This window comes from Flavobacteriales bacterium (genome assembly GCA_016779935.1).
Lineage (GTDB): Bacteria > Bacteroidota > Bacteroidia > Flavobacteriales > UBA7312.
Map to the genome: position 1 here is coordinate 61,666 of JADHMQ010000005.1, position 20,715 is coordinate 82,380.

Sequence of the window (20,715 nt, forward strand, 5' to 3'; positions counted from 1 at the left end):
ATGAGTAGCCTTAGAGATAAATACGAACTAGTGGTAGGTTTAGAAGTTCATGCTCAACTTTCTACCAATACGAAAGCCTATTGCAACGATTCAACAGAATACGGCGCTGCTCCTAATACCCAAACAAGTCCCATTACGCTTGGACACCCTGGAACTTTGCCAAAAAGTAATAAAAAAGTAATTGAATATGCCGTTAAAATGGGAATAGCTTGTGGCTCTACTATACGAGAACGCAATGAATACTCTCGTAAAAATTATTTTTACCCCGATTTACCAAAAGGCTATCAAATCACACAAGACACTACACCAATATGTAATGGTGGTACCATATATGTAAAAGATGCTGAAGGTCAAAAGAAAGCCATCAATATCACCCGAATACATATGGAGGAAGATGCAGGTAAAAGTATTCACGATTTGGATCCCTTCAACTCATTGGTCGATTTGAACAGAGCGGGTGTCGCTCTTATTGAAATTGTATCCGAACCCGATATTAGAAGTTCTGACGAAGCTTATCAATACTTAGCTGAAGTTAGAAAACTAGTCCGTTATCTAGATATTTGCGATGGAAACTTAGAAGAAGGTAGTTTGAGATGCGATGCTAATATTTCAGTAATGCTAAAAGGGAGTAAAACCTTTGGTAACAGAACTGAAGTCAAGAACATGAACTCTTTGAGAAATGTAAAAAGAGCCATAGAACATGAGATGGACAGGCAGATAGACATTTTAGAAAACGGAGGTATAATAGAACAGCAAACCCGTAGTTTTAATGCCAACACAGGCACAACATCTCTAATGAGAAGCAAAGAAGATGCCAACGATTATAGGTATTTCCCAGAACCTGATTTGCAGCCCGTAATAGTTAAACAAGACTATATTGAAAAAGTCAAAGCAACCTTACCCCCTTTACCAAAGGAATTGTTTATAAAGTTTACCAATGACTATGGTCTTTCTGAATACGATACCAATGTCATCATTGAAGAAAAAGAAATTGCACTATACTTCAATGAATTGTGCCAGTACACAAAAAACTATAAGGCAGCGGCTAATTTCATAATCGGTAGCGTAAAATCATACCTCAATGAAAATGCAATTGAGATGACTAATTTCAGTATTACTCCAAGTCGCCTAGCCCAATTGATACAACTCATTGATGATGGCAAAGTAAGTAACTCAGTAGCTACCCAAAAACTTTTTGGTGCTATGATAGATAATAACTCAAATCCAGAAGATATTGCTAAAAACAATAATTGGATTCAAGAGAGTGATTCGGGTGCTTTACAAGCTTTCGTGCAAGAAGCAATAGGTAAATACCCCGAAAAAGTACAAGAGTATAAAGCTGGCAAAAAAGGACTTATTGGTTTGTTTATGGGAGAAGTTATGAAACTATCTAGAGGTAAAGCAGACCCTAAAGTTGCTAATAAACTAGTTAGAGAAGCATTAGAAAAATGATGAGATATCTTGTTTTCAGTATACTAACAATTACTCTTGTAGCGTGTTCGTCTAACAAGAGCACTATTAACGGCATACTAACAAATGCTGAAAATGACAACTGGATTTACTTGGAGAAAATCACACCTACTGATGTTATCAAAATAGACTCTTGTAAAATTGAAAACAATACCTTCTCATTTAATTACTCAACAGATTCTATAGATTTTTATAGAATATCATTAAATGAAGATAATTACGCTTTAATTGCTTTTGACAAAGGCGACACTATTGAGTTTAAAGCTGAAGCATCTGCTTTAGTTGATTATGAAGCCAGTGGCTCAGAAGAAGTAGAAGGTAATTCTAAGCTATTATCAATAATACGTTCATTAAAACTAAAAACTGACTCGCTTTCATCCGTATTTCAAAAATCTATTGGAAGTGAAGAAGAACAAATAGTTATGGAACGTATTAGATTACAATACGACCAAATACTTTCAAACCATAAAGAAAACATAAAGAGTTTTATAGACAATCACCCTGGCTTATTTATAAATCTTATTGCAGGTCAACAACTTGGAAGTATCGCAGACAATATTGAGTACTACAAGAAAATTTACACAAATCTGGAGACAAAATATCCAAACAATGTTTGGGTAAATAACATCAAAGAAAATGTTCTTTTACTAGAAAAAACAGCGGTTGGTGCTATTGCTCCAGACTTTACTATAAATGATGTAAACGGCAAAGCCTTTAGCTTATCTTCTCTAAGAGGCTCAGTAGTAATGCTAGATTTTTGGGCCTCATGGTGTGCGCCATGCCGAAAAGAAAATCCGCTTATCGTAGAGTTATATAAAGAATACAAACCAAAAGGATTAGAAATAATTGGCATATCTTTAGATGATACTAGCCGCACGGCGTCGGCCAAAGATGAATGGTTAAAAGCCATTAATCAAGATGGTTTAAAATGGCCACAACTTAGCGAATTACAAGGTTTTGAATCACCAGTTTGTAAGGAATACGGAATCGAAAGTATTCCCTCTACCTTCTTAATTGATGAAAACGGAGTTATTATCAGCAGGAATCTGAGAGGTACAGTATTAAGAAATAAACTAATAGAAATTTTTGACTAAGATATATTTTGCATCAGATTTACATCTTGGCGTTCCTAACAAAGAAAAAAGTTTAGAGCGAGAAAAGCGTTTTGTCAAATGGCTTGATGAAATCAAAAAAGATGCCTCAGCTATTTACTTAGTTGGTGATGTCTTTGATTTTTGGTTTGAATACAAAAAAGCCGTGCCAAAAGGATATGTTAGACTATTAGGAAAACTTGCTGAAATTAGTGATTCTGGCATTCCCATTCATTTTTTTACTGGAAACCACGATATGTGGGTATTTGATTATCTCGAAAAAGAAATCAATTTAAAAATCTATAAAGAGCCTCAGGAAATCACTATTAATGATAAATCCTTTTTTATTGGACATGGCGATGGACTTGGTCCACACGACAAAGGATATAAAATTATAAAGAAGATATTTTCTAATAAGCTGTGTCAATGGCTATTTGCTAGAGTACATCCAAACCTTGGTATTAGCATTGCTGAATACTGGTCTCGAAAAAGTAGAATAGCAAACGGTCAAAAAGATGAAACATTCCACGGTGAAAATGAATGGCTCACTCAATTTTGTAAAGAAACGTTGAAATTAAAAAAAATAGATTTTTTCATTTTTGGGCACAGACACTTACCTCTTGAAATAGACTTGGGAAATGGCTCATACTATTTTAACCTAGGAGAATGGGTGAACTATAATAGCTATGCTGTCTTTGATGGAAATAAGCTAGAACTTAAACGTTACTAACTTTTTCTATTAGGTCTAATAATCGGTTTGAATAGCCCGTTTCGTTATCGTACCAGCCAACAACTTTCACCATTTTACCAATAACAGAGGTCAGCTGAGAATCAAATACACAAGAATGTGTATTTCCTAATACATCTACTGATACAATAGGGTCTTCTATATAGCTGAGAATCCCATTTAATGAGGAAGAGGAAGCTTTTTTAAATAAATCATTAATTTCATCAACAGACGTTTCATTATTAACTATACACGTAATATCTGTTAAGGAGCCATCCGGCACAGGTACTCTAATGCCACACCCTCCAATTCTATCCGATAAATCGGGAAAAATTTTAGTTAACGCTTTTGCTGCTCCAGTAGTCGTTGGCACTATTGATGTAGCACCTGCTCTAGCACGCCTTAAATCTAGATGTGGAGAGTCATGTAAGCGTTGATCAGTAGTATATGAATGAATAGTGGTAATATAAGCACTTTCAATGCCATAATTTTGATTAATTAACTGAATCAAAGGAGCTGCACTATTTGTAGTACATGATGCGTTGGATAAAATTATATCCTTATCATCGATTAAATGGTCATTTATACCTACAACTATTGTTTTAATGGAATCATCACTTGGAGGGGCAGAAATAATTACTTTTTTTGCTCCTGATCTTAGATGAGCTGAAGCGCTTTTTCTATCTTTAAAAAGACCGGTACATTCAACAACAATATCTACATTATATTCCTGCCAAGAGATATCTTTAATTTTGGAAGATGAAAAATAATTAATTGAATGATTATTAATGATAAGTGAATCATCAGTACTTTGAACGTCACCATAAAAAACACCATGTATAGAATCGTATTTAAACAAGTGACTCATTGTATGTGCACTAGCCAAATCATTAATTGCTACCACTTCAATATTAGGATTATTTAGTACTGCGCGTAAAAAAACACGACCAATTCTACCGAAACCGTTTATTGCAATTCTAGTCTTCATTAAAAAAAAAGCTCTGCAATAAGCAGAGCTTTTATGTAATTATTAATTACTTAGTTTTTACAAACTTTCCTAATTGTTTATTTCCATCAGCGATAACAATAACAACATAGTTACCTGCTTCTAAAGTTGAAATATCAATTCTTGAATTGTTTGTTTTAGATGAAGAATATACCTCTTTACCGATCAAATCAATGATACTTATATCAAATTCTTTTGTGTCTGAAGATAACTCTACATTTACAAAAGATTCAGCTGGATTAGGGTAAATTGATAATAACTCCATAGGCTTATTATCTCCATTATCTGAGAAGTCAAAGATTGATGAAGTATTAGATGACTTGAAGATACCTCTACCGTGTGTACCAACATAAATAACACCTTTGTTTTCACCTGGTAAATATTGCTGACGTAACATGTGACAAGGTACAATAGGCATACCATCGTCCTCTAACGTCCAGTTATTTCCATTAGAAGTAGACCAAACACCAAACTCAGTACCAATAATGATATTATCTGAATTGTGTACATCAATTACAGCCGAGTAAACTGGCATATCAGGCAAATTACCTTGAATTGAAGTAAATGTTGGATTTGCAGAAGTAGCATTAGTTGATTCAAATACATGAGTAATATTTTGATAACCACCTACTGTTACTACGATATGGTCTTTATTATTAGGATTTATAGCAATATCAGTAATAGTGTACTGAAAACCTGAACTTGAAATACTTGTAGTTGATACAACAGCATCTGGATTATCACCTTCATCATTATCAGCAGTTGAGCCTACATCTAAAAATTGATATGTATCAGAAACAGTATCAGAATTAAGATTTAAATTATCGGTTCTATATAGAGAACCACCTATTGAAAAAAACATATGATTTCCATCTGCAGTTACTGAAATACGTTCAATTGGAGATGAATATATTGGAGTGACTTGGAACCAAGTTGGAGTAATACTAAAATCTAACGCTTGTTTAGTCATATATACACAGTAGTCAGAAGCACTGGTATAAATTTCTGTAGTAGCTGCAAAAAACATACTGGTGTCAACAGGGTTTCCATCCTGATCAACCTCTTCCCAAAGATTCATAGGATTGATGAATGTTGCAAACAAACCTGCACCTTCACTTTGTGCAGTTTCATGTAGACCAGCCATAGTATCACCTAAGAAATTCTCAAGAGTACCTACAGTTTCTCCACCATCAGCAGAACGTCTTGCAGAACCATTTTGACTTTCACAAAATAAGATATCAGGGTTAATGTAAGATATTTGAGTATACCCACCATCACCACCAGAAACTTCAAAGGATGCGAGATTAGATGCTGGATTGCTGAAATCCACAAACTGTGTTCCATTATCTTGTGTGCCACCAATTACTTTACCATCACTAGAATAATCTACTGTGTAGAATTGAGTAACGCCGTACCCTCTATTAACTGAAGAGAAATTTTCACCATTATCATCAGTTCTATATACACCACCATCATTACCAATATAGAAACGTTGTGGATTGTTTGGATCAAAGACAATATCATGTTGGTCAGCATGCACATAAAAGCTAGAATAATCAGAAACTGCCCAATATGAAATAGGCTCTATACCAACTCCATATTCGTATTCCCATAAATCTAGCCCCCCAATAATTACTCTGTTTTTATTCAATGGATCTACTGCTAAAGTCATAGCGTAGTTTGCTTGTTCATTGAAAATGTTATAAACTGGAGGAGTGTTGCCGCTCCATCCTGGCAAAATTAATTCCCAAGACTGTCCTTTGTCAGTAGAACGATAGATGCCTTTGTATTTTCCTAAGCCACCTTGGTTAGAATAAATTGCATAAATGTAATTTGCATCAGATGGAGCAATAGCAATTTCAATTCTTCCATTAGCCCCACCACCAAATGTAAGTGGAACTGAAGGTAAGCTAGTAAAAGAACCTGGTGTACCATCTTCAGAGAAAAATATCGTATTAAATTTCGAAGCTAAGACAGAATTATCAGAGTTTACCTCAACATCGAAAAATTCTCCAGTAGCTTCTGTAGTCCATGTGGTACCACCATCTTTGGATAATTTTAATCCACCTCTAGTAGCTGCATATAAAGTGTTTGGCTCTGTTCTGTGCGCCGCTAGTTCTGTTACAGATGAAAAAGCAAAACCAGTAGAAATGAAATTAGAAGGAGCAGTAGAAGCCAATTGAGTGAAAGAATTTCCACCATCAGTTGATTTGTAAATTCCACCACCAATAAATGCTGAAGACCCGTTAGAATTTCCTCCCATGTTTGAAGTAGCTCCTTCACCGGTTCCAAAGTATATATCACCGTTGGAAGTTTGACAAATACTTACCACACCAGAAAATTCCAATCTATCTGTTCCTTCAATGATATTCCAGCTATTTCCTCCATTAGTAGATTTCCATAAACCTCCAGAAACACCACCGGCATATATCAAGTTAGAATTATCTTTATCAATTAAAATAGCTCGTGTTCTTCCACCGGCATTATCAGGACCCATTTCAGTCCACAACAGTGTTGTGTTGGCAGACGATTGTCTGGCTGCTCTTCTACTGTTTACTGCTTCTCTTGCACTAATAACAGATTCAACTGGAACAACACCATCACTGTTTGCTTTAAGACGATGAAGATATTCTAAAGCTCCTTTAGCACCCTTGTTTGGAGCTGCAATTCTTTCATTAACAGGCACATAAGTTTGTTCAGACGTATTGAATGAGTCTACAACAAAAAATGATAGAAAAGCGACTGATAATAATGTGGTAATAAAATTTTTCATTCTTTATAAATTTTAAATTTAGAGGGATAAATTTACGAATTATTTTGTTCACATTATTATGCCAACAAAATAATTTATCCAAGATGTTTTTCAGCTCTGTAAGATGATCTCACAAGAGGGGAACTTTCAACAAAACGAAAGCCTTTTTTAAGCCCTATCAGTCTCAATTTTTCAAATTGCTCTGGAGTTATGAATTCTTTAACAGGCAAATGCTTTGGTGTAGGCTGTAAATATTGCCCAATAGTCATTATATCAACACCAACTGAACGCAAATCATCCATAGTTTCTAATATTTCAGTTTCGGTTTCACCAAGACCAAGCATTATACCTGATTTGGTTCGCATACCACCATCTTTTAATTGTTTAAGTACGGCTAAACTTCTATCGTATTTGGCTTGAATTCTAACCTCTTTAGTTAACCTTCTGACAGTTTCAATGTTATGGGAAACTATTTCTGGAGCAACATCAATTATTCGTTGTACTTGCTCTTCAATTCCTTTGAAATCAGGAATAAGAGTTTCCATAGTTGTTCCTGGACTCTTTCGACGTACAGCCCTTACCGTTTCGACCCAAACAAGAGAGCCGCCATCAGGAAGCTCATCTCTATCCACTGAAGTTATAACACAGTGTTTAACCTCCATTAACTTTACAGAATCGGCTACTTTTTCAGGCTCTTCCCAATCAACTGGAAGGGGTCGCCCTGTAGCAACTGAACAAAAACCACAAGAACGTGTACATATATTACCTAAAATCATAAAGGTAGCTGTTCCTTCTCCCCAACACTCTCCCATGTTGGGACAGTTACCACTTTCACAGATAGTATGTAATTTATTGTCTGTGACTAACTTTCTAACATGCTTATAGTTCTTGCCAGTTGGCAGCTTTACTCTAAGCCATTTTGGTTTTTTTTTGAATTGCTGTTCGGACATTATAGGTGTTCGTAAAGGTCAAGTTGATTAATTGAATTGTGACTCGCGTGAGCTATACATTGCCCATTTTTGATTAAAAGCACTTGAGGTGACTCATGCTTTACATCAAAGTCTTTAGAAATCTGATTTGAAATTTCTCTGTGGGCTAATAAGTCCAAAAAGTACATTTTCATTTCTGTATTATCATGTTCTCTTTCAAAACGAGACAAGACCATTTTACTTATTGAACATCTAGTACTGTGTTTAAAAATAAGTATGGGTAAAGTCGAGTCAGTCTTGATAGTGCTAAGTTGACTAATTTCTGATAATGAATTCCAATTCATTTATGCTGGAGTTTCATTGTAAGTGTCAGAGTGAGAATAATTAGGACAAGGTTCTGTAACACCACAAGAGGAAATCAAAAGCGAAATCATCAATGAAGAGACCATAAGATAAATACCTTTTTTCATTTTATTTTTTGTAAAATTAAGAATGTACAAATTTAACGATTTTATTTTGAAAAAATATCCAATTGACTAACTTTGAAATGTGAAAAACAATGCTGTAAAGATAGAGTCAAGTTGGAAAAATAAATTGCTTCCTGCATTTCAGACTGAATCCTTTTTGCTTCTCAAACATTTCTTAGTTGAGGAAAAGACGAAATACATTATTTATCCTCCTGGAAATAAAATCTTTTCAGCCTTCAACCTCTGCCCTTTTGATAATACGAAAGTAGTAATTATTGGTCAAGACCCATATCATGGTCCTAATCAGGCAAATGGACTGTGTTTTTCGGTTTCAGATGGAATTAAACCACCCCCATCTTTGAAGAATATTTTTAAAGAAATAAATAATGATATTGGTGATGAAATACCACTTTCTGGAAATCTTGAACATTGGGCAAAACAAGGTGTTTTAATGTTGAACGCTACACTTACCGTTCGTGCACAACAAGCGGGTTCACACCAAAAAAAAGGCTGGGAAGAGTTCATGGATTTTGTAATCAAAACTCTTTCTAACGAAAAAAAAGGGTTGATTTTTCTTCTTTGGGGTCGCTTCGCACAAAATAAGGCTGAACTTATTGATTCTAGTAAGCATCATATCCTTACAGCTGCTCACCCCTCACCTTTTTCAGCGCATTCGGGATTTTTTGGCTGCAATCATTTTTCCAAAACAAATGCTATCCTTAAACAACAAAATAAAACTCAAATCCAATGGTTCATATAATTCTTTCGTTATTGATGTTTCTTTGCTCGGCAAATAATGATCTTGTTGAGAAAGTAAACCAATACTGTATTGATAAAAAAGGAACTACATATGATGAAATATTATTCGTTTCAATAAGTAAGCAAAAACTGTTTTATATAAAAAACAACAGTATTATTAGCGAATACCCAATTTCATCGGCTAAAAAAGGTGTTGGAAATCAAAAAAACAGCGATAAAACACCTTTGGGCTTACATTCAATAAAGGAAAAACATGGAGCTGAAACCCCTATAAACGGCAGAATGATTGGCAGAATATTTTATGGACAGATTGCTACCATAGACAATGATACAACTACTTCAAAGACGGATGATATTACAAGTCGTATAATGTGGCTCAGTGGTGAGGAGTTCGGAATCAACAAAGGCAAAAACATCGATTCATATCAACGCTATATCTATATTCATGGCACATCTGAAGAAGGAAAAATAGGTACTCCAGCATCCCACGGATGCATTAGAATGAGAAATAAAGATATCATTGAATTATTTTCTGTTGTAAAGCTGAACACAAAAGTTCTAATCTTAGAATAATAACCTTAACTTAGCCATCACGAATTATGGAGTTATTTATTATCATCTTATTATTTATTGGTTTTGGATGGTTGGTGTATCAAAACAGAACACAGCCTAAAAAAAGTGATGACGCTAAGACCGATGACTTAATCCAGCAAGTCATTGAGTTAAAGTCTGAGTTAAGCGCTAAGGATGAACGCATAAAAATTCTAAACGAACAACTTCAAGACAGTCAAGATTCAAAAGAAGAAATAGAAAAACGACTGACAAAGGAGTTTGAAAATTTAGCCCATAAAATTTTAGAACTCAACTCTGAAAAATTCAAAAAACAAAATAAAGAGCAATTGGGCAATCTTCTTAACCCTTTGAGTGAACAAATAGAAAAGTTCAAAAAGAAAGTTGAAGACACCAATGAAAAGGGCGTTGAACGTAATGCCATTTTAATGCAAAAAATTAATAGTCTAGAATCGTTAAACAGCAAACTCAGTCAAGATGCTCTTAACCTTACCAACGCACTAAAGGGAAATTCCAAAACTCAAGGTGACTGGGGTGAAAATAGACTTGAACTTCTTCTTGAAAAGTCAGGCTTAAAAAATGGCATTCACTTCTCTACTCAAGGCGGATATAAAGATGAAGAAGGGAAATTGAAAAAACCAGATTTTATAGTTAATCTTCCTGACAATAAACACCTTATTATCGACTCTAAAGTTTCGTTGACTGCTTATGTTGAATACTATAATGCAGAAAACGAAAACGAAGAAAAACTAGCCATGAAAAAACACTTGGACAGTTTAAAAAGACATTATATTGAACTCAGCGATAAAGACTATCCAAATTTGTATGGTATAAATTCCCCTGATCATGTATTAATGTTTGTCCCCAACGAACCCGCATTAATGTTAGCCTTAAACGAAGATAGCAACTTGTATATTAATGCCTTGGAAAAAAACATAGTACTTGTTTCATCTTCGACCCTATTAGCTACACTAAGTACTGTAGCCTCAATTTGGAAGCAAGAAGACCAAAAACGAAACGCATTGGAAATTGCAAAAGAAGGTGGCTTATTGTATGACAAATTTGAAGGCTTCATCAAAGACTTAATTAAAGTTGGAAATAGCTTGAAAACTTCTAAAGACAGTTATGATGAGGCCATGAACAAATTAACTGAAGGTAATGGTAACATCGTCAAAAAAATTGAAAACCTGAAACAATTGGGTGCAAAAACAAAAAAGAGTCTACCACAAAATATAATTGACCGAGCTGTTAAAGATGAAGATAACTAGATACGAGAATGCTATTTTTGGACTTCGTCCAATCATTGAAGCAATACATGCTGGTCAAGAAATTGATACGCTTTTTATCCAAAAAGGACTTAAAGGAGATATTTTTCCGGAATTATGGGAGCTTGTCAAAAAACACCGTGTTAATTACAAGCACGTTCCTGTTGAAAAATTAAACCGTTTAACTCGAAAAAACCACCAAGGTGTTTTTGCTTTTATCTCCCCCATAACTTTTCACAGAACTGAAAACATAATCCCACAACTATTTGAAGAGGGTAAAAATCCTCTTATTTTAATTTTAGATAGAGTAACGGATGTGCGAAACTTTGGAGCCATAGTACGAAGTGCAGAATGCTCTGGTGTTCATGCTATCATTGTTCCGGAAAAAGGCAGTGCCGCCATCAATGGAGATGCTATGAAAACTTCTGCTGGTGCATTGAGTAGTGTTCCTATTTGCAGAGAATTTAATTTAAAAGCTTCTATTGACTTTCTAAAAAATAGTGGACTTCAAATTGTAGCCTGCACCGAAAAAACAGATGAGATGATTTATGAGCCTGATTACAAACTCCCTACTGCTGTAATTATGGGCTCAGAAGAAGATGGTATTTCTGATGAATATTTAAAACGCAGTACTCACAAAACTAAAATACCAATGATGGGGTCAATTGGGTCATTAAACGTATCTGTTTCAGCAGGAGTAATACTCTATGAAGCAGTAAGACAACGACAATTATGAAATTTGACGATTTAGGATTTGAACCTCAACTTCAAGAAGGCTTAGAAATGATGGGCTTCAATACACCCACACCAATACAAGAAAAAGCCATACCCATTATATTAAAAAACAAAGATTTGATTGCCTGTGCACAAACGGGAACAGGAAAAACTGCCGCCTTCGTATTACCGATTCTAAACAAACTTTGCAAAGGAAAATCATCAAAAATCAACACCATCATTGTATCTCCAACTAGAGAATTGGCCATGCAGATTGATAGGCAAATTGAGGGGTTTAGTTATTTTACAAATTCTTCTTCATTTCCAATTTATGGCGGTGGAACTGGCTCTGATTTTGACGCTCAGAAAAAAGCTATTAAAAATGGTTCAGACATATTAGTTTGTACCCCAGGACGCTTATTGGCACATATGAAATTTAATTACTTTGATCCATCTGGCGTAAAGCATTTCATACTAGATGAAGCAGATAGAATGCTTGACATGGGCTTTTATGATGACATTATGGATATTGCTAAAAAGCTACCTAAAAGCAGACAAAACCTTATGTTTTCGGCTACCATGCCACCTAAAATAAGAAAACTAGCTGGAGAGATATTGGTAAAACCTGAAAGCATAAGCCTTAGTATTTCAAAACCAGCTGAAGGAATTACTCAAAAGGCTTATATGGTTCACGACAATCAAAAAATTGCTCTAACCAAAGAGCTTTTGAAAGATAAAGAACTTAATCATGTTTTAGTGTTTTGCTCAACGAAGAAAAGTGTGAAAGATTTAACCAGAAGTTTAAATAAAGCTGGTCTTCCCGCTAAGGATATTCATTCAGATTTAGAGCAAGAGGAAAGAGAAAAAGCACTCCTCGACTTTAAAAATAAGAAAATTAAAATTTTAGTAGCTACAGATATTCTGTCAAGAGGTATTGATATAAAAGGTATTGAGATTGTAATTAATTATGAAGTACCAAATGATGCTGAAGATTATGTTCACAGAATAGGAAGAACTGCAAGGGCTGACCGTAAAGGTGAGGCTATTACATTCATTAATGGCGAGCAATGCTTGAAATTTAAGCAAATTGAAGATCTGATTGAGCGAAATCTAGAAAAAGAACCTCTTCCACCAGGCTTTGAAGCTGCTCCAATTTACAACACCAATAGAAAAGGTGGTGGACGAAAAAAATTTAAAAAACACTCTAAAGGAAAGAAAAAGCATTTCAATGAAAAAAGAAAGCCTAAATCTTAACTTTATTTTTTTGTATATATTAGCCATAGGAACTTTAAATTCTTTCCCTCACTTTCTCTTAATTTTTTTGATGTAGCTGTACTGATTATTTTCTTTATAGATAACTCATTTATTAACTTAAAACTTTGAAAAAATGCACATTAAATCATTTACATTATCAGCCATCGCTGGAACTCTAGTTTACTATCTTTTAGGATGGCTATTTTACGGAACACTTTTTACAGAAATTTATCCGACTACTGGAAGTGAAAAATCACTAACTTTTATATTTGTTGGTTGTCTTTTTTACTCCTTAATTTTCTCATTAATATTTAGCAAATGGGCTCATATCAGCACATTTAAAAGCGGAACTATAGCAGGTATATATTTAGGAATTTTATACAGTATAAGCATGAATTTCTTCATGTATTCTTCAAGTGACTTAAACGTTGATCACTTTATTACAGACGTACTTATCACGACTGTATCAACAGCAATAATGTGTGGTGTGATTGGATATAGTTTGGGTAAAACTAAAGACTAAAAACTTCTTATTTAATAGGTGCCTCATAGAGAGATATCCTGTTTGATAGTGTTAGAAAATAAAATCTAAACGGAAGTACAGCGAATATAGAATGATACGCTACTCCCATAATGCTAATTTCAGTATTATCTAGAACAATAAAAATCCCAACACTATTAATTAAACTTAAAATTAAACAGTTTTTATATGAACGAAATCTAAACAGAGATGTCCCATCATACTTCAAATTATTTGGGAAAGAAATCACTAATTGAACGCAGAACAATGAAGATACAAGTAAATGGGTTAAATTGTTATCTGATTTAAAAAAAATGAATTCTGATACTATTATTAAAAACGCGAAAACAGTATAACCTAAAAGGAAGTAAAATCTATCTCTTTTAATTAGTCCAATTAAAACAAAAAAGAGTGGTGCTAGTGGGAATAATAAAGTTAAAGTTGTCATATATCATAACTCAAATCACTAAATTATAAAAAAAATGGCTTTAATCTATATTTATTAAACCTGCTATTTGCTTAGCTCTTTTAACCAATTGTTCAACAGGCTCATTTATTCCATAAGATAACCCTACTGCCATTCTTCTGTAAGGACTACTAGATGGCTTACCAAAAATTTTGAAATCAGAATTAGGTATTAATGCTGCTTTTTCTAAGCCTTTAAAGACTGGAAAATTAAGGTTATTTTCTTTCGCTAATACAACGGCACTAGCACCATTTTTTAAAAGATTTATTTCATTTACCGGAATTCCAAGTATAGCTCTGGCATGAAGCTCAAACTCTGAAAAGTTCTGTGTATTAGCTAAAGTAACCATACCAGTATCATGTGGACGTGGCGATAACTCAGAAAAATAGATTCCATTCTTAGCAATAAAAAACTCAACTCCCCATATTCCAGAGCCTTTTAGAGCAGCAGTTACTTTATCAGACATAGTTTGAGCTTCTATTAAATCATCCTCTTTCATGGACATAGGCTGCCAACTTTCTTGGTAATCTCCTCTTTCTTGTCGGTGACCTATTGGTGGGCAAAACAATGTTTTTCCATTATCTTGTGTAAGCGTTAAAAGGGTAATTTCAAAATCAAAATCAATAAACTCTTCAACAATAACTTCTGCTAAATCTCCTCGAGAACCTTCCATGGCATAATCCCATGCTTTTTGAATATCTTCTTCTGTTTTTATTATGGACTGTCCTTTTCCTGAACTCGACATCAGAGGTTTTACAACGCAAGGCATTCCACAAACCTCAACTCCGTCAACCAACTCATCGTAATTTTTAGCATAGCGATATGTCGCTGTTCTTATACCTAATTCCTTAGCCGCTAAGTCTCTTATGGCTTTTCTATTCATTGTAAAGTTTGCCGCTTTAGCTGATGGTATAACCTTATAGCCTTGCTTTTCATAATCGAAGAAACGTTCAGTACGAATGGACTCCACTTCTGGAACTATCAAATCTGGTTGATGTTTATTTACTAATTCGTCAAGAGCATTACCATCAAGCATATCAATGATTTCAAATTCATGTGCTACTTGCATAGCTGGTGCATTCTCATAGCTATCAACTGCTATTACATACTGTCCTAATCTTTGCAAAGCTATTACTAACTCTTTGCCTAATTCTCCTGAACCTAAAAGTAAAATCTTTTTTCTCATAGTGACTTTTGTAATTTTTCTTTTGCAGATAGTATAACTTCTTCTGGCATTTGCATTGATGGGGCGTGATGAGGCTTTACACGTGCATCAATTATCGGAAGTCGACATGACCAATGCTTTTGCTCCACTTTTTCATTTAAACCAAAAATATCTTCAGCTGGATTGGAACGCGTAAATGTAACCCATAACCAATTGCTAATATCTTCAGCAACAAAATTAGCATCGTCAACTAATGTTATAAGGGCTATTCCTTCTAAGTCCATAGGCTCTAAAGCCGCTTTCACACTTTCTATATTATCCCCTTCAATAATTAAAACCCCGGGTATCACTAGTTTTGCATGACGAATAGTATTTGGAAAAGTATAATCGGATATCGAAGTTAATAGCTTGCGTTTTTCTTCTCCCACAGCAGCACAAACCACCTTTGAGCCTTCATTAATTTCACCAGTACTGCTATAATCTAGTGTATCCATTGTTGTTTTTGTCTGAAAATGTAAATCTCTTGACCAATCTACTCTTGAAAAGAAATGTTGGAAAAAATCATATTCATTTTGAACGTCCAAATCAGGATTATCTTCTTGGGCAACTATAAACAAATACTTTGCTAAACTTAACTGACCTTTTCCTAAAATATGATTAGCTATTGTAAGTAGCTCTTGTGGTCGTCGTGTTTTTTGATAAGGGGTATAACGCTCACTACCAACAGCCAGCAACAAAGGATGAACGCCCGCTTCATCAACTGCATTAACAGCTTTTAAGCCTGGTATTTCTGTTGGAATAATTCCATCTGTAATGTCATGTATTAATGCACCGAATTGACTATCTTCTTGTGGTGGTCGACCTACAATGGTAAAGGGCCAAACTGCGTCTTTCTTGGCGTATACTTTATGCACTTTTAATACAGGGAAATAATGCTTCAAACTGTAGTAGCCCAGGTGATCTCCGAAGGGTCCTTCAACTTTTACATCATCTGCATTTATTTCACCACAAATTACAAAATCTGCATCTGTAGAAAGGGTATATCCATCAACAACATGATATCTAAAGTTTCTCCCTCCCATAATACCTGCAAAGGTTAATTCACTCATTCCTTCTGGCAATGGCATTACGGCTGCTAATGAATGTGATGGAGGTCCACCTACAAAAATACTAACCTTTAAAGGTTGACCCTTGGCATTAGACTTTGTTTGATGCACTCCAATACCTCTATGAATTTGATAGTGTAAGCCTATTTCTTTATTCTGAACGTAATCATTACCTCCTAATTGAATTCGATACATTCCCAAATTAGAATTCATTATTCCAGGCTTATCGATATCTTCCGAATATACTTGAGGTAGCGTTACAAAAGGACCACCATCCATAGGCCAACATTGAATCTGAGGAATATCGTCTATTTTTATTTCTTCAAATTGATGGGTCCATTTTTTTAAAGGCAGGGCTAAGGGAGCTTGGAAAATGGATGACACATAGGCTAATGGCTTTTTAAATGCTAACATAGGGTCGCCTTTTAAACCCACCAAGTCTTTTACAGAACTCAAGGTCTTCCTAAAAATAAATTGACTCTGCTCTAGAGTTGCAAATAGATTCGATACAGCTGGGTATCTACTTCCTTTTACATTTTCAAATAGAATGGCTTTTTTGTGATTTTTAAATACCAATTGATGAATTGCAGACATCTCTAAATATGGATCTACTTCATCCTTAATACGAATGAGCATTCCATTTTTTTCTAAATCTGTTATGCAATCTTTTAGAGACTTGTAAGCCATGGTACAAAAATAAAAAAAGGGCATCTTAAAAGAGCCCTTTTTTTAAAGTAATTGTAATTAATCTATTCTAACGCTTTTCAATCGACACATATTCTCTTCCGACATGCCCTTGATAGACTTGTCTTGGTCGACCTATAGGTTCATTGTTTTCACGCATTTCTTTCCATTGTGCAATCCATCCTGGAAGCCTTCCAATAGCAAACATAACAGTAAACATATCGGTTGGTATTCCTAGAGCACGGTATATAATTCCAGAGTAAAAATCAACATTAGGATATAATCCTCTTGCCACAAAGTACTCATCATTTAAAGCTATTTCTTCGAGCTTTTTAGCAATATCTAACACAGGGTCATCTACTCCTAATTCTCTTAATACGTCATCAGCCGCTTTCTTAATAATAGTTGCTCTTGGATCAAAGTTTTTATATACACGGTGTCCAAAGCCCATCAATCTGAATGGGTCTGATTTATCTTTAGCTCTAGCTACATACTTTTCAATATCGCCTCCATCTTTTCTAATAGATTCGAGCATTTCTATAACAGCTTGATTAGCTCCACCATGAAGCGGACCCCATAAAGCAGCTATTCCTGCTGAAACAGAAGTGTATAAACTAGCATGTGATGAGCCGACTATTCTTACAGTTGAAGTCGAACAGTTTTGCTCATGATCAGCATGTAAAATCAATAACTTATCTAACGCATTTGCAACGACAGGGTTGATTTCATAGTCTTCGGTTGGAAGAGCAAACATCATTCTTAAAAAGTTAGAACAATAATCTAAACTGTTTTTAGGATACACTACAGGCTGGCGCATTCTATTTTTATAACTCCAAGCTGCTAATGTTGGAAGTTTCGCCAACAAGCGAATAATAGTTCCGTTTACCTTTTCAATAGAACGATTTGGATCTAATGACATAGGATAAAATGCTGTTAAGGATGATACTAGTGAAGAGAGCACACCCATTGGATGAGACTTTGATGGAAAACCATCAAGAATTGACTTTACATCCTCATGAACTAAAGTATGGTTCGTAATTTCAGATTTAAACGAATCTAACTGACTTTGGGTAGGTAATTCTCCATATATCAGCAAGTAAGAAACTTCGACAAAACTAGATTTTTCAGCCAATTCTTCTATTGAATAGCCTCTATACTCTAAAATACCTTCTTCTCCATTCAAAAATGTAATAGAGCTTTCGGTAGAACCAGTATTTTTAAACCCTTTATCTAATGTAATTAGACCAGATTCTGCCCTTAGTCTACTTACATCTAGAGCTTTTTCTTGCTTTGAACCTTCAATAACAGGGATTTGGTACACATTCCCTTTGTAGTGCAATTCGGCTTTGTTTGACATATATCTTATTTTAAAAACTTAAATGATTTACCTAAATATTTCGCTTCGTCTCCTAATTTCTCTTCAATTCTTAAGAGTTGATTGTATTTTGCCATTCTATCTGAACGTGAAGCAGAACCAGTTTTAATTTGTCCTGTACTTAATGCTACTGCTAAATCAGCAATGGTAGTATCTTCAGTTTCTCCAGAACGATGACTCATTACAGAGGTGAAAGAATTATCTTGTGCTAGTTTAACAGCGTCAATTGTTTCTGTTAAAGTTCCTATTTGATTTACTTTTACCAAAATAGAGTTTGCTATGCCTTTTTCTATACCTGTAGATAGTCTGTTAACATTAGTAACAAACAAGTCATCTCCTACTAGTTGAACTTTATCGCCTATTGCATCGGTGAGTTGTTTCCAACCATCCCAATCATCCTCGTCTAATCCATCTTCAATTGAAAGGATAGGATACTTTTCTGACCAGTCTTTCCAGAAACTAACCATTTCTGAAGGTGTTAATTTATCTCCAGTGGATTGGTGAAAATGATATACATTTTCTTCAGCATGATAAAATTCTGAAGCAGCAGCATCCATTGCAATATACATATCGTCACCTGGCTTATAGCCTGCTTTTTCGATAGCCTGTAATACGATTTCAATAGCTTCTACATTAGATCCAATATTTGGTGCAAATCCACCTTCATCACCAACATTTGTCGAGAAACCTTTACTTTTTAAAACCTCTTTCAAATTATGAAAAACTTCGGTACCCATACGTAAAGCATCACTAAATGAGTCGGCTCCAACAGGCATTACCATAAATTCTTGAAAATCTATACTATTATCAGCATGTGAACCTCCATTTAGAATGTTCATCATCGGAATTGGTAAGATAGTAGAATCGTTACCTCCTAAGTATTGAAATAGCATTTGATTATTTTCTAGAGCGGCAGCTTTTGCAACAGCCATAGAGACTGCCAACATAGCATTCGCTCCTAACTTGCTTTTATTTTCAGTACCATCAAGCTGAATCATAGCCTTATCAATAGAAGCTTGATTATTGACAGACATTCCCTTTAATTCATCTGAGATTAAAGTATTAACATTATTAACTGCTTTTAACACGCCTTTACCAACGTAAACATCTTTATCTCCATCTCTTAATTCAACGGCTTCATGTTTTCCCGTAGAAGCTCCTGAAGGAACTGCTGCTCTTCCGACAATACCGTTTTCAGTGGTTACATCCGCCTCAACTGTAGGGTTACCTCTCGAGTCTAATATTTGTCTTGCGTGTATGCTAACTATTTTAGTCATTATTTTTTATGTTCTTGTATAGAGTTAATAAAGTTATCGAATAAATACCTAGAATCATGTGGTCCAGGTGATGATTCAGGATGGTATTGAACAGAAAAAGCATTTTTATCGCTTACTGCAATCCCTTCAATTGTATTATCGTTTAAGTTAATGTGAGTAGCTTTTACTGTTGGGTGATTTTCAACATCTTCAGTTTTGATTCCAAATCCATGGTTTTGAGATGTAACTTCACACTTTCCAGTGGTTAAATTTTGAACAGGATGGTTAATCCCTCTGTGTCCATTGTGCATTTTATAAGTTGAAATACCTTCAGAAATAGCTAAGGCTTGATGACCAAGGCAGATTCCAAAGACAGGAAATAATGTTGAAGTTATCTTCTTTACATTTTCAATCACCTCTGGCATTGTGTCAGGGTCACCAGGTCCGTTTGATAAAAAGTATCCATCGGGATTCCATGATTCTAATTCTTCAAAAGGTGTATTGTAAGGGAATACTTTTAAATAGCATCCTCTTTCTGAAAGACACCTTAAGATATTCTTCTTTACACCGAAGTCTAGTACAGCAACTTTAAATTTGGCATTCTCATCACCAAAAAAGTAAGGCTCTTTAGTAGATACTTTATCGCATAATTGTAAGCCTTTCATTGATGGCACAAAACTTAATTTTTCTTTTAGAACTTCTAAATCTGTAGTTTCAGATGAAATTATACCATTCATTGCTCCTTTATCTCGAATATGACGCACTAATGATCTTGTATCTACGTCTGAGATTCCTACCATTTCTTCAGACTCAAAGTAGTCTTGAATTGATTCAGTAGCGTCTGGTCTAGAAAAATTGACATTATAATTCTTACAAATTAAACCTGAAATTTTCATATTTTCAGATTCAATTTCTTCTGAATGAATACCATAATTACCAATGTGAGCATTGGTAGTAAGCATTATTTGACCATAATAAGAAGGGTCAGTAAAAATTTCTTGATATCCAGTCATACCAGTATTAAAACAAATCTCACCGGTAGCAGTCCCTACCTTTCCAGCAGACTTCCCATAAAACACAGTGCCATCCTCTAGTAAAAGAACAGCATCTGATTTACTTCGATATTTCATCTTCATAAT

18 protein-coding genes are annotated in these 20,715 nt (G+C 34.7%); 9 read left to right on the plus strand and 9 right to left on the minus strand.

Annotated elements, in window-relative coordinates; translation table 11 throughout:
* The 3 genes from gatB to ISP73_04180 are packed head-to-tail and all read left to right on the plus strand — an operon-like array spanning window position 1 to window position 3,291.
* Window positions 1–1,452 (plus strand): Asp-tRNA(Asn)/Glu-tRNA(Gln) amidotransferase subunit GatB, encoded by a 1,452-nt coding sequence (gatB, locus tag ISP73_04170; protein MBL6657782.1) that lies wholly within the window; start codon window positions 1–3, stop codon window positions 1,450–1,452.
* A complete protein-coding gene (locus ISP73_04175) occupies window positions 1,449–2,564 on the plus strand; it encodes an AhpC/TSA family protein (protein ID MBL6657783.1) in 1,116 nt (371 codons plus the stop codon). Before gatB ends, ISP73_04175 begins: the two co-directional genes overlap by 4 nt.
* On the plus strand, window positions 2,557–3,291 hold the full coding sequence (locus ISP73_04180) for a UDP-2,3-diacylglucosamine diphosphatase (protein MBL6657784.1): 735 nt from the start codon (window positions 2,557–2,559) through the stop codon (window positions 3,289–3,291). The genes ISP73_04175 and ISP73_04180 overlap by 8 nt, the downstream gene beginning before the upstream one ends.
* On the opposite strand, the gene gap is transcribed toward ISP73_04180, so the two are convergent.
* The 4 genes from gap to ytxJ form a co-directional block, all read right to left on the minus strand.
* Entirely contained in the window at window positions 3,278–4,276 is a 999-nt protein-coding gene (gene gap / locus ISP73_04185; protein MBL6657785.1) for a type I glyceraldehyde-3-phosphate dehydrogenase, read from the minus strand. The genes ISP73_04180 and gap overlap by 14 nt on opposite strands.
* A 46-nt stretch (window positions 4,277–4,322) precedes the next feature.
* Complete coding sequence (locus ISP73_04190) at window positions 4,323–7,067, minus strand: T9SS type A sorting domain-containing protein (protein MBL6657786.1); 2,745 nt, start codon at window positions 7,065–7,067, stop codon at window positions 4,323–4,325.
* A gap of 74 nt (window positions 7,068–7,141) precedes the next feature.
* On the minus strand, window positions 7,142–7,996 hold the full coding sequence (gene lipA / locus ISP73_04195) for a lipoyl synthase (protein ID MBL6657787.1): 855 nt from the start codon (window positions 7,994–7,996) through the stop codon (window positions 7,142–7,144).
* Window positions 7,996–8,319, minus strand: coding sequence for a bacillithiol system redox-active protein YtxJ (ytxJ, locus tag ISP73_04200; protein MBL6657788.1), 324 nt, complete (start codon window positions 8,317–8,319; stop codon window positions 7,996–7,998). Before ytxJ ends, lipA begins: the two co-directional genes overlap by 1 nt.
* 205 nt (window positions 8,320–8,524) lie before the next feature.
* Here ytxJ and ung point away from each other — a divergent pair, with 205 nt between their 5' ends.
* From ung to ISP73_04230, 6 genes are all read left to right on the plus strand, one after another.
* Window positions 8,525–9,202 carry a uracil-DNA glycosylase gene (gene ung / locus ISP73_04205; protein MBL6657789.1) on the plus strand — a complete coding sequence of 226 codons (678 nt, stop codon included), beginning with the start codon at window positions 8,525–8,527 and terminating at the stop codon, window positions 9,200–9,202.
* A 98-nt stretch (window positions 9,203–9,300) separates the two neighbouring features.
* A complete protein-coding gene (locus tag ISP73_04210; protein ID MBL6657790.1) occupies window positions 9,301–9,774 on the plus strand; it encodes a L,D-transpeptidase in 474 nt (157 codons plus the stop codon).
* A 26-nt stretch (window positions 9,775–9,800) separates the two neighbouring features.
* On the plus strand, window positions 9,801–11,039 hold the full coding sequence (rmuC, locus tag ISP73_04215) for a DNA recombination protein RmuC (protein MBL6657791.1): 1,239 nt from the start codon (window positions 9,801–9,803) through the stop codon (window positions 11,037–11,039).
* Window positions 11,026–11,772: a 23S rRNA (guanosine(2251)-2'-O)-methyltransferase RlmB gene (rlmB, locus tag ISP73_04220; GenBank protein ID MBL6657792.1), complete on the plus strand. Its 747-nt coding sequence runs from the start codon at window positions 11,026–11,028 to the stop codon at window positions 11,770–11,772. Before rmuC ends, rlmB begins: the two co-directional genes overlap by 14 nt.
* On the plus strand, window positions 11,769–13,004 hold the full coding sequence (locus ISP73_04225) for a DEAD/DEAH box helicase (protein ID MBL6657793.1): 1,236 nt from the start codon (window positions 11,769–11,771) through the stop codon (window positions 13,002–13,004). Before rlmB ends, ISP73_04225 begins: the two co-directional genes overlap by 4 nt.
* Before the next feature lie 133 nt (window positions 13,005–13,137).
* On the plus strand, window positions 13,138–13,527 hold the full coding sequence (locus ISP73_04230; protein ID MBL6657794.1) for a hypothetical protein: 390 nt from the start codon (window positions 13,138–13,140) through the stop codon (window positions 13,525–13,527).
* A 485-nt stretch (window positions 13,528–14,012) separates the two neighbouring features.
* On the opposite strand, the gene purT is transcribed toward ISP73_04230, so the two are convergent.
* The 5 genes from purT to carA all read right to left on the minus strand — a co-directional run bounded on the left by purT (window position 14,013) and on the right by carA (window position 20,706).
* A complete protein-coding gene (gene purT, locus ISP73_04235) occupies window positions 14,013–15,176 on the minus strand; it encodes a formate-dependent phosphoribosylglycinamide formyltransferase (GenBank protein ID MBL6657795.1) in 1,164 nt (387 codons plus the stop codon).
* Complete coding sequence (locus tag ISP73_04240; GenBank protein ID MBL6657796.1) at window positions 15,173–16,948, minus strand: UbiD family decarboxylase; 1,776 nt, start codon at window positions 16,946–16,948, stop codon at window positions 15,173–15,175. Before ISP73_04240 ends, purT begins: the two co-directional genes overlap by 4 nt.
* A 67-nt stretch (window positions 16,949–17,015) precedes the next feature.
* Complete coding sequence (locus ISP73_04245; protein MBL6657797.1) at window positions 17,016–18,302, minus strand: citrate synthase; 1,287 nt, start codon at window positions 18,300–18,302, stop codon at window positions 17,016–17,018.
* 5 nt (window positions 18,303–18,307) lie between these two features.
* A complete protein-coding gene (gene eno, locus ISP73_04250) occupies window positions 18,308–19,597 on the minus strand; it encodes a phosphopyruvate hydratase (GenBank protein MBL6657798.1) in 1,290 nt (429 codons plus the stop codon).
* A complete protein-coding gene (gene carA / locus ISP73_04255; protein ID MBL6657799.1) occupies window positions 19,597–20,706 on the minus strand; it encodes a glutamine-hydrolyzing carbamoyl-phosphate synthase small subunit in 1,110 nt (369 codons plus the stop codon). The genes eno and carA overlap by 1 nt, the downstream gene beginning before the upstream one ends.
* Between the last annotated feature and the right edge of the window lie 9 nt (window positions 20,707–20,715).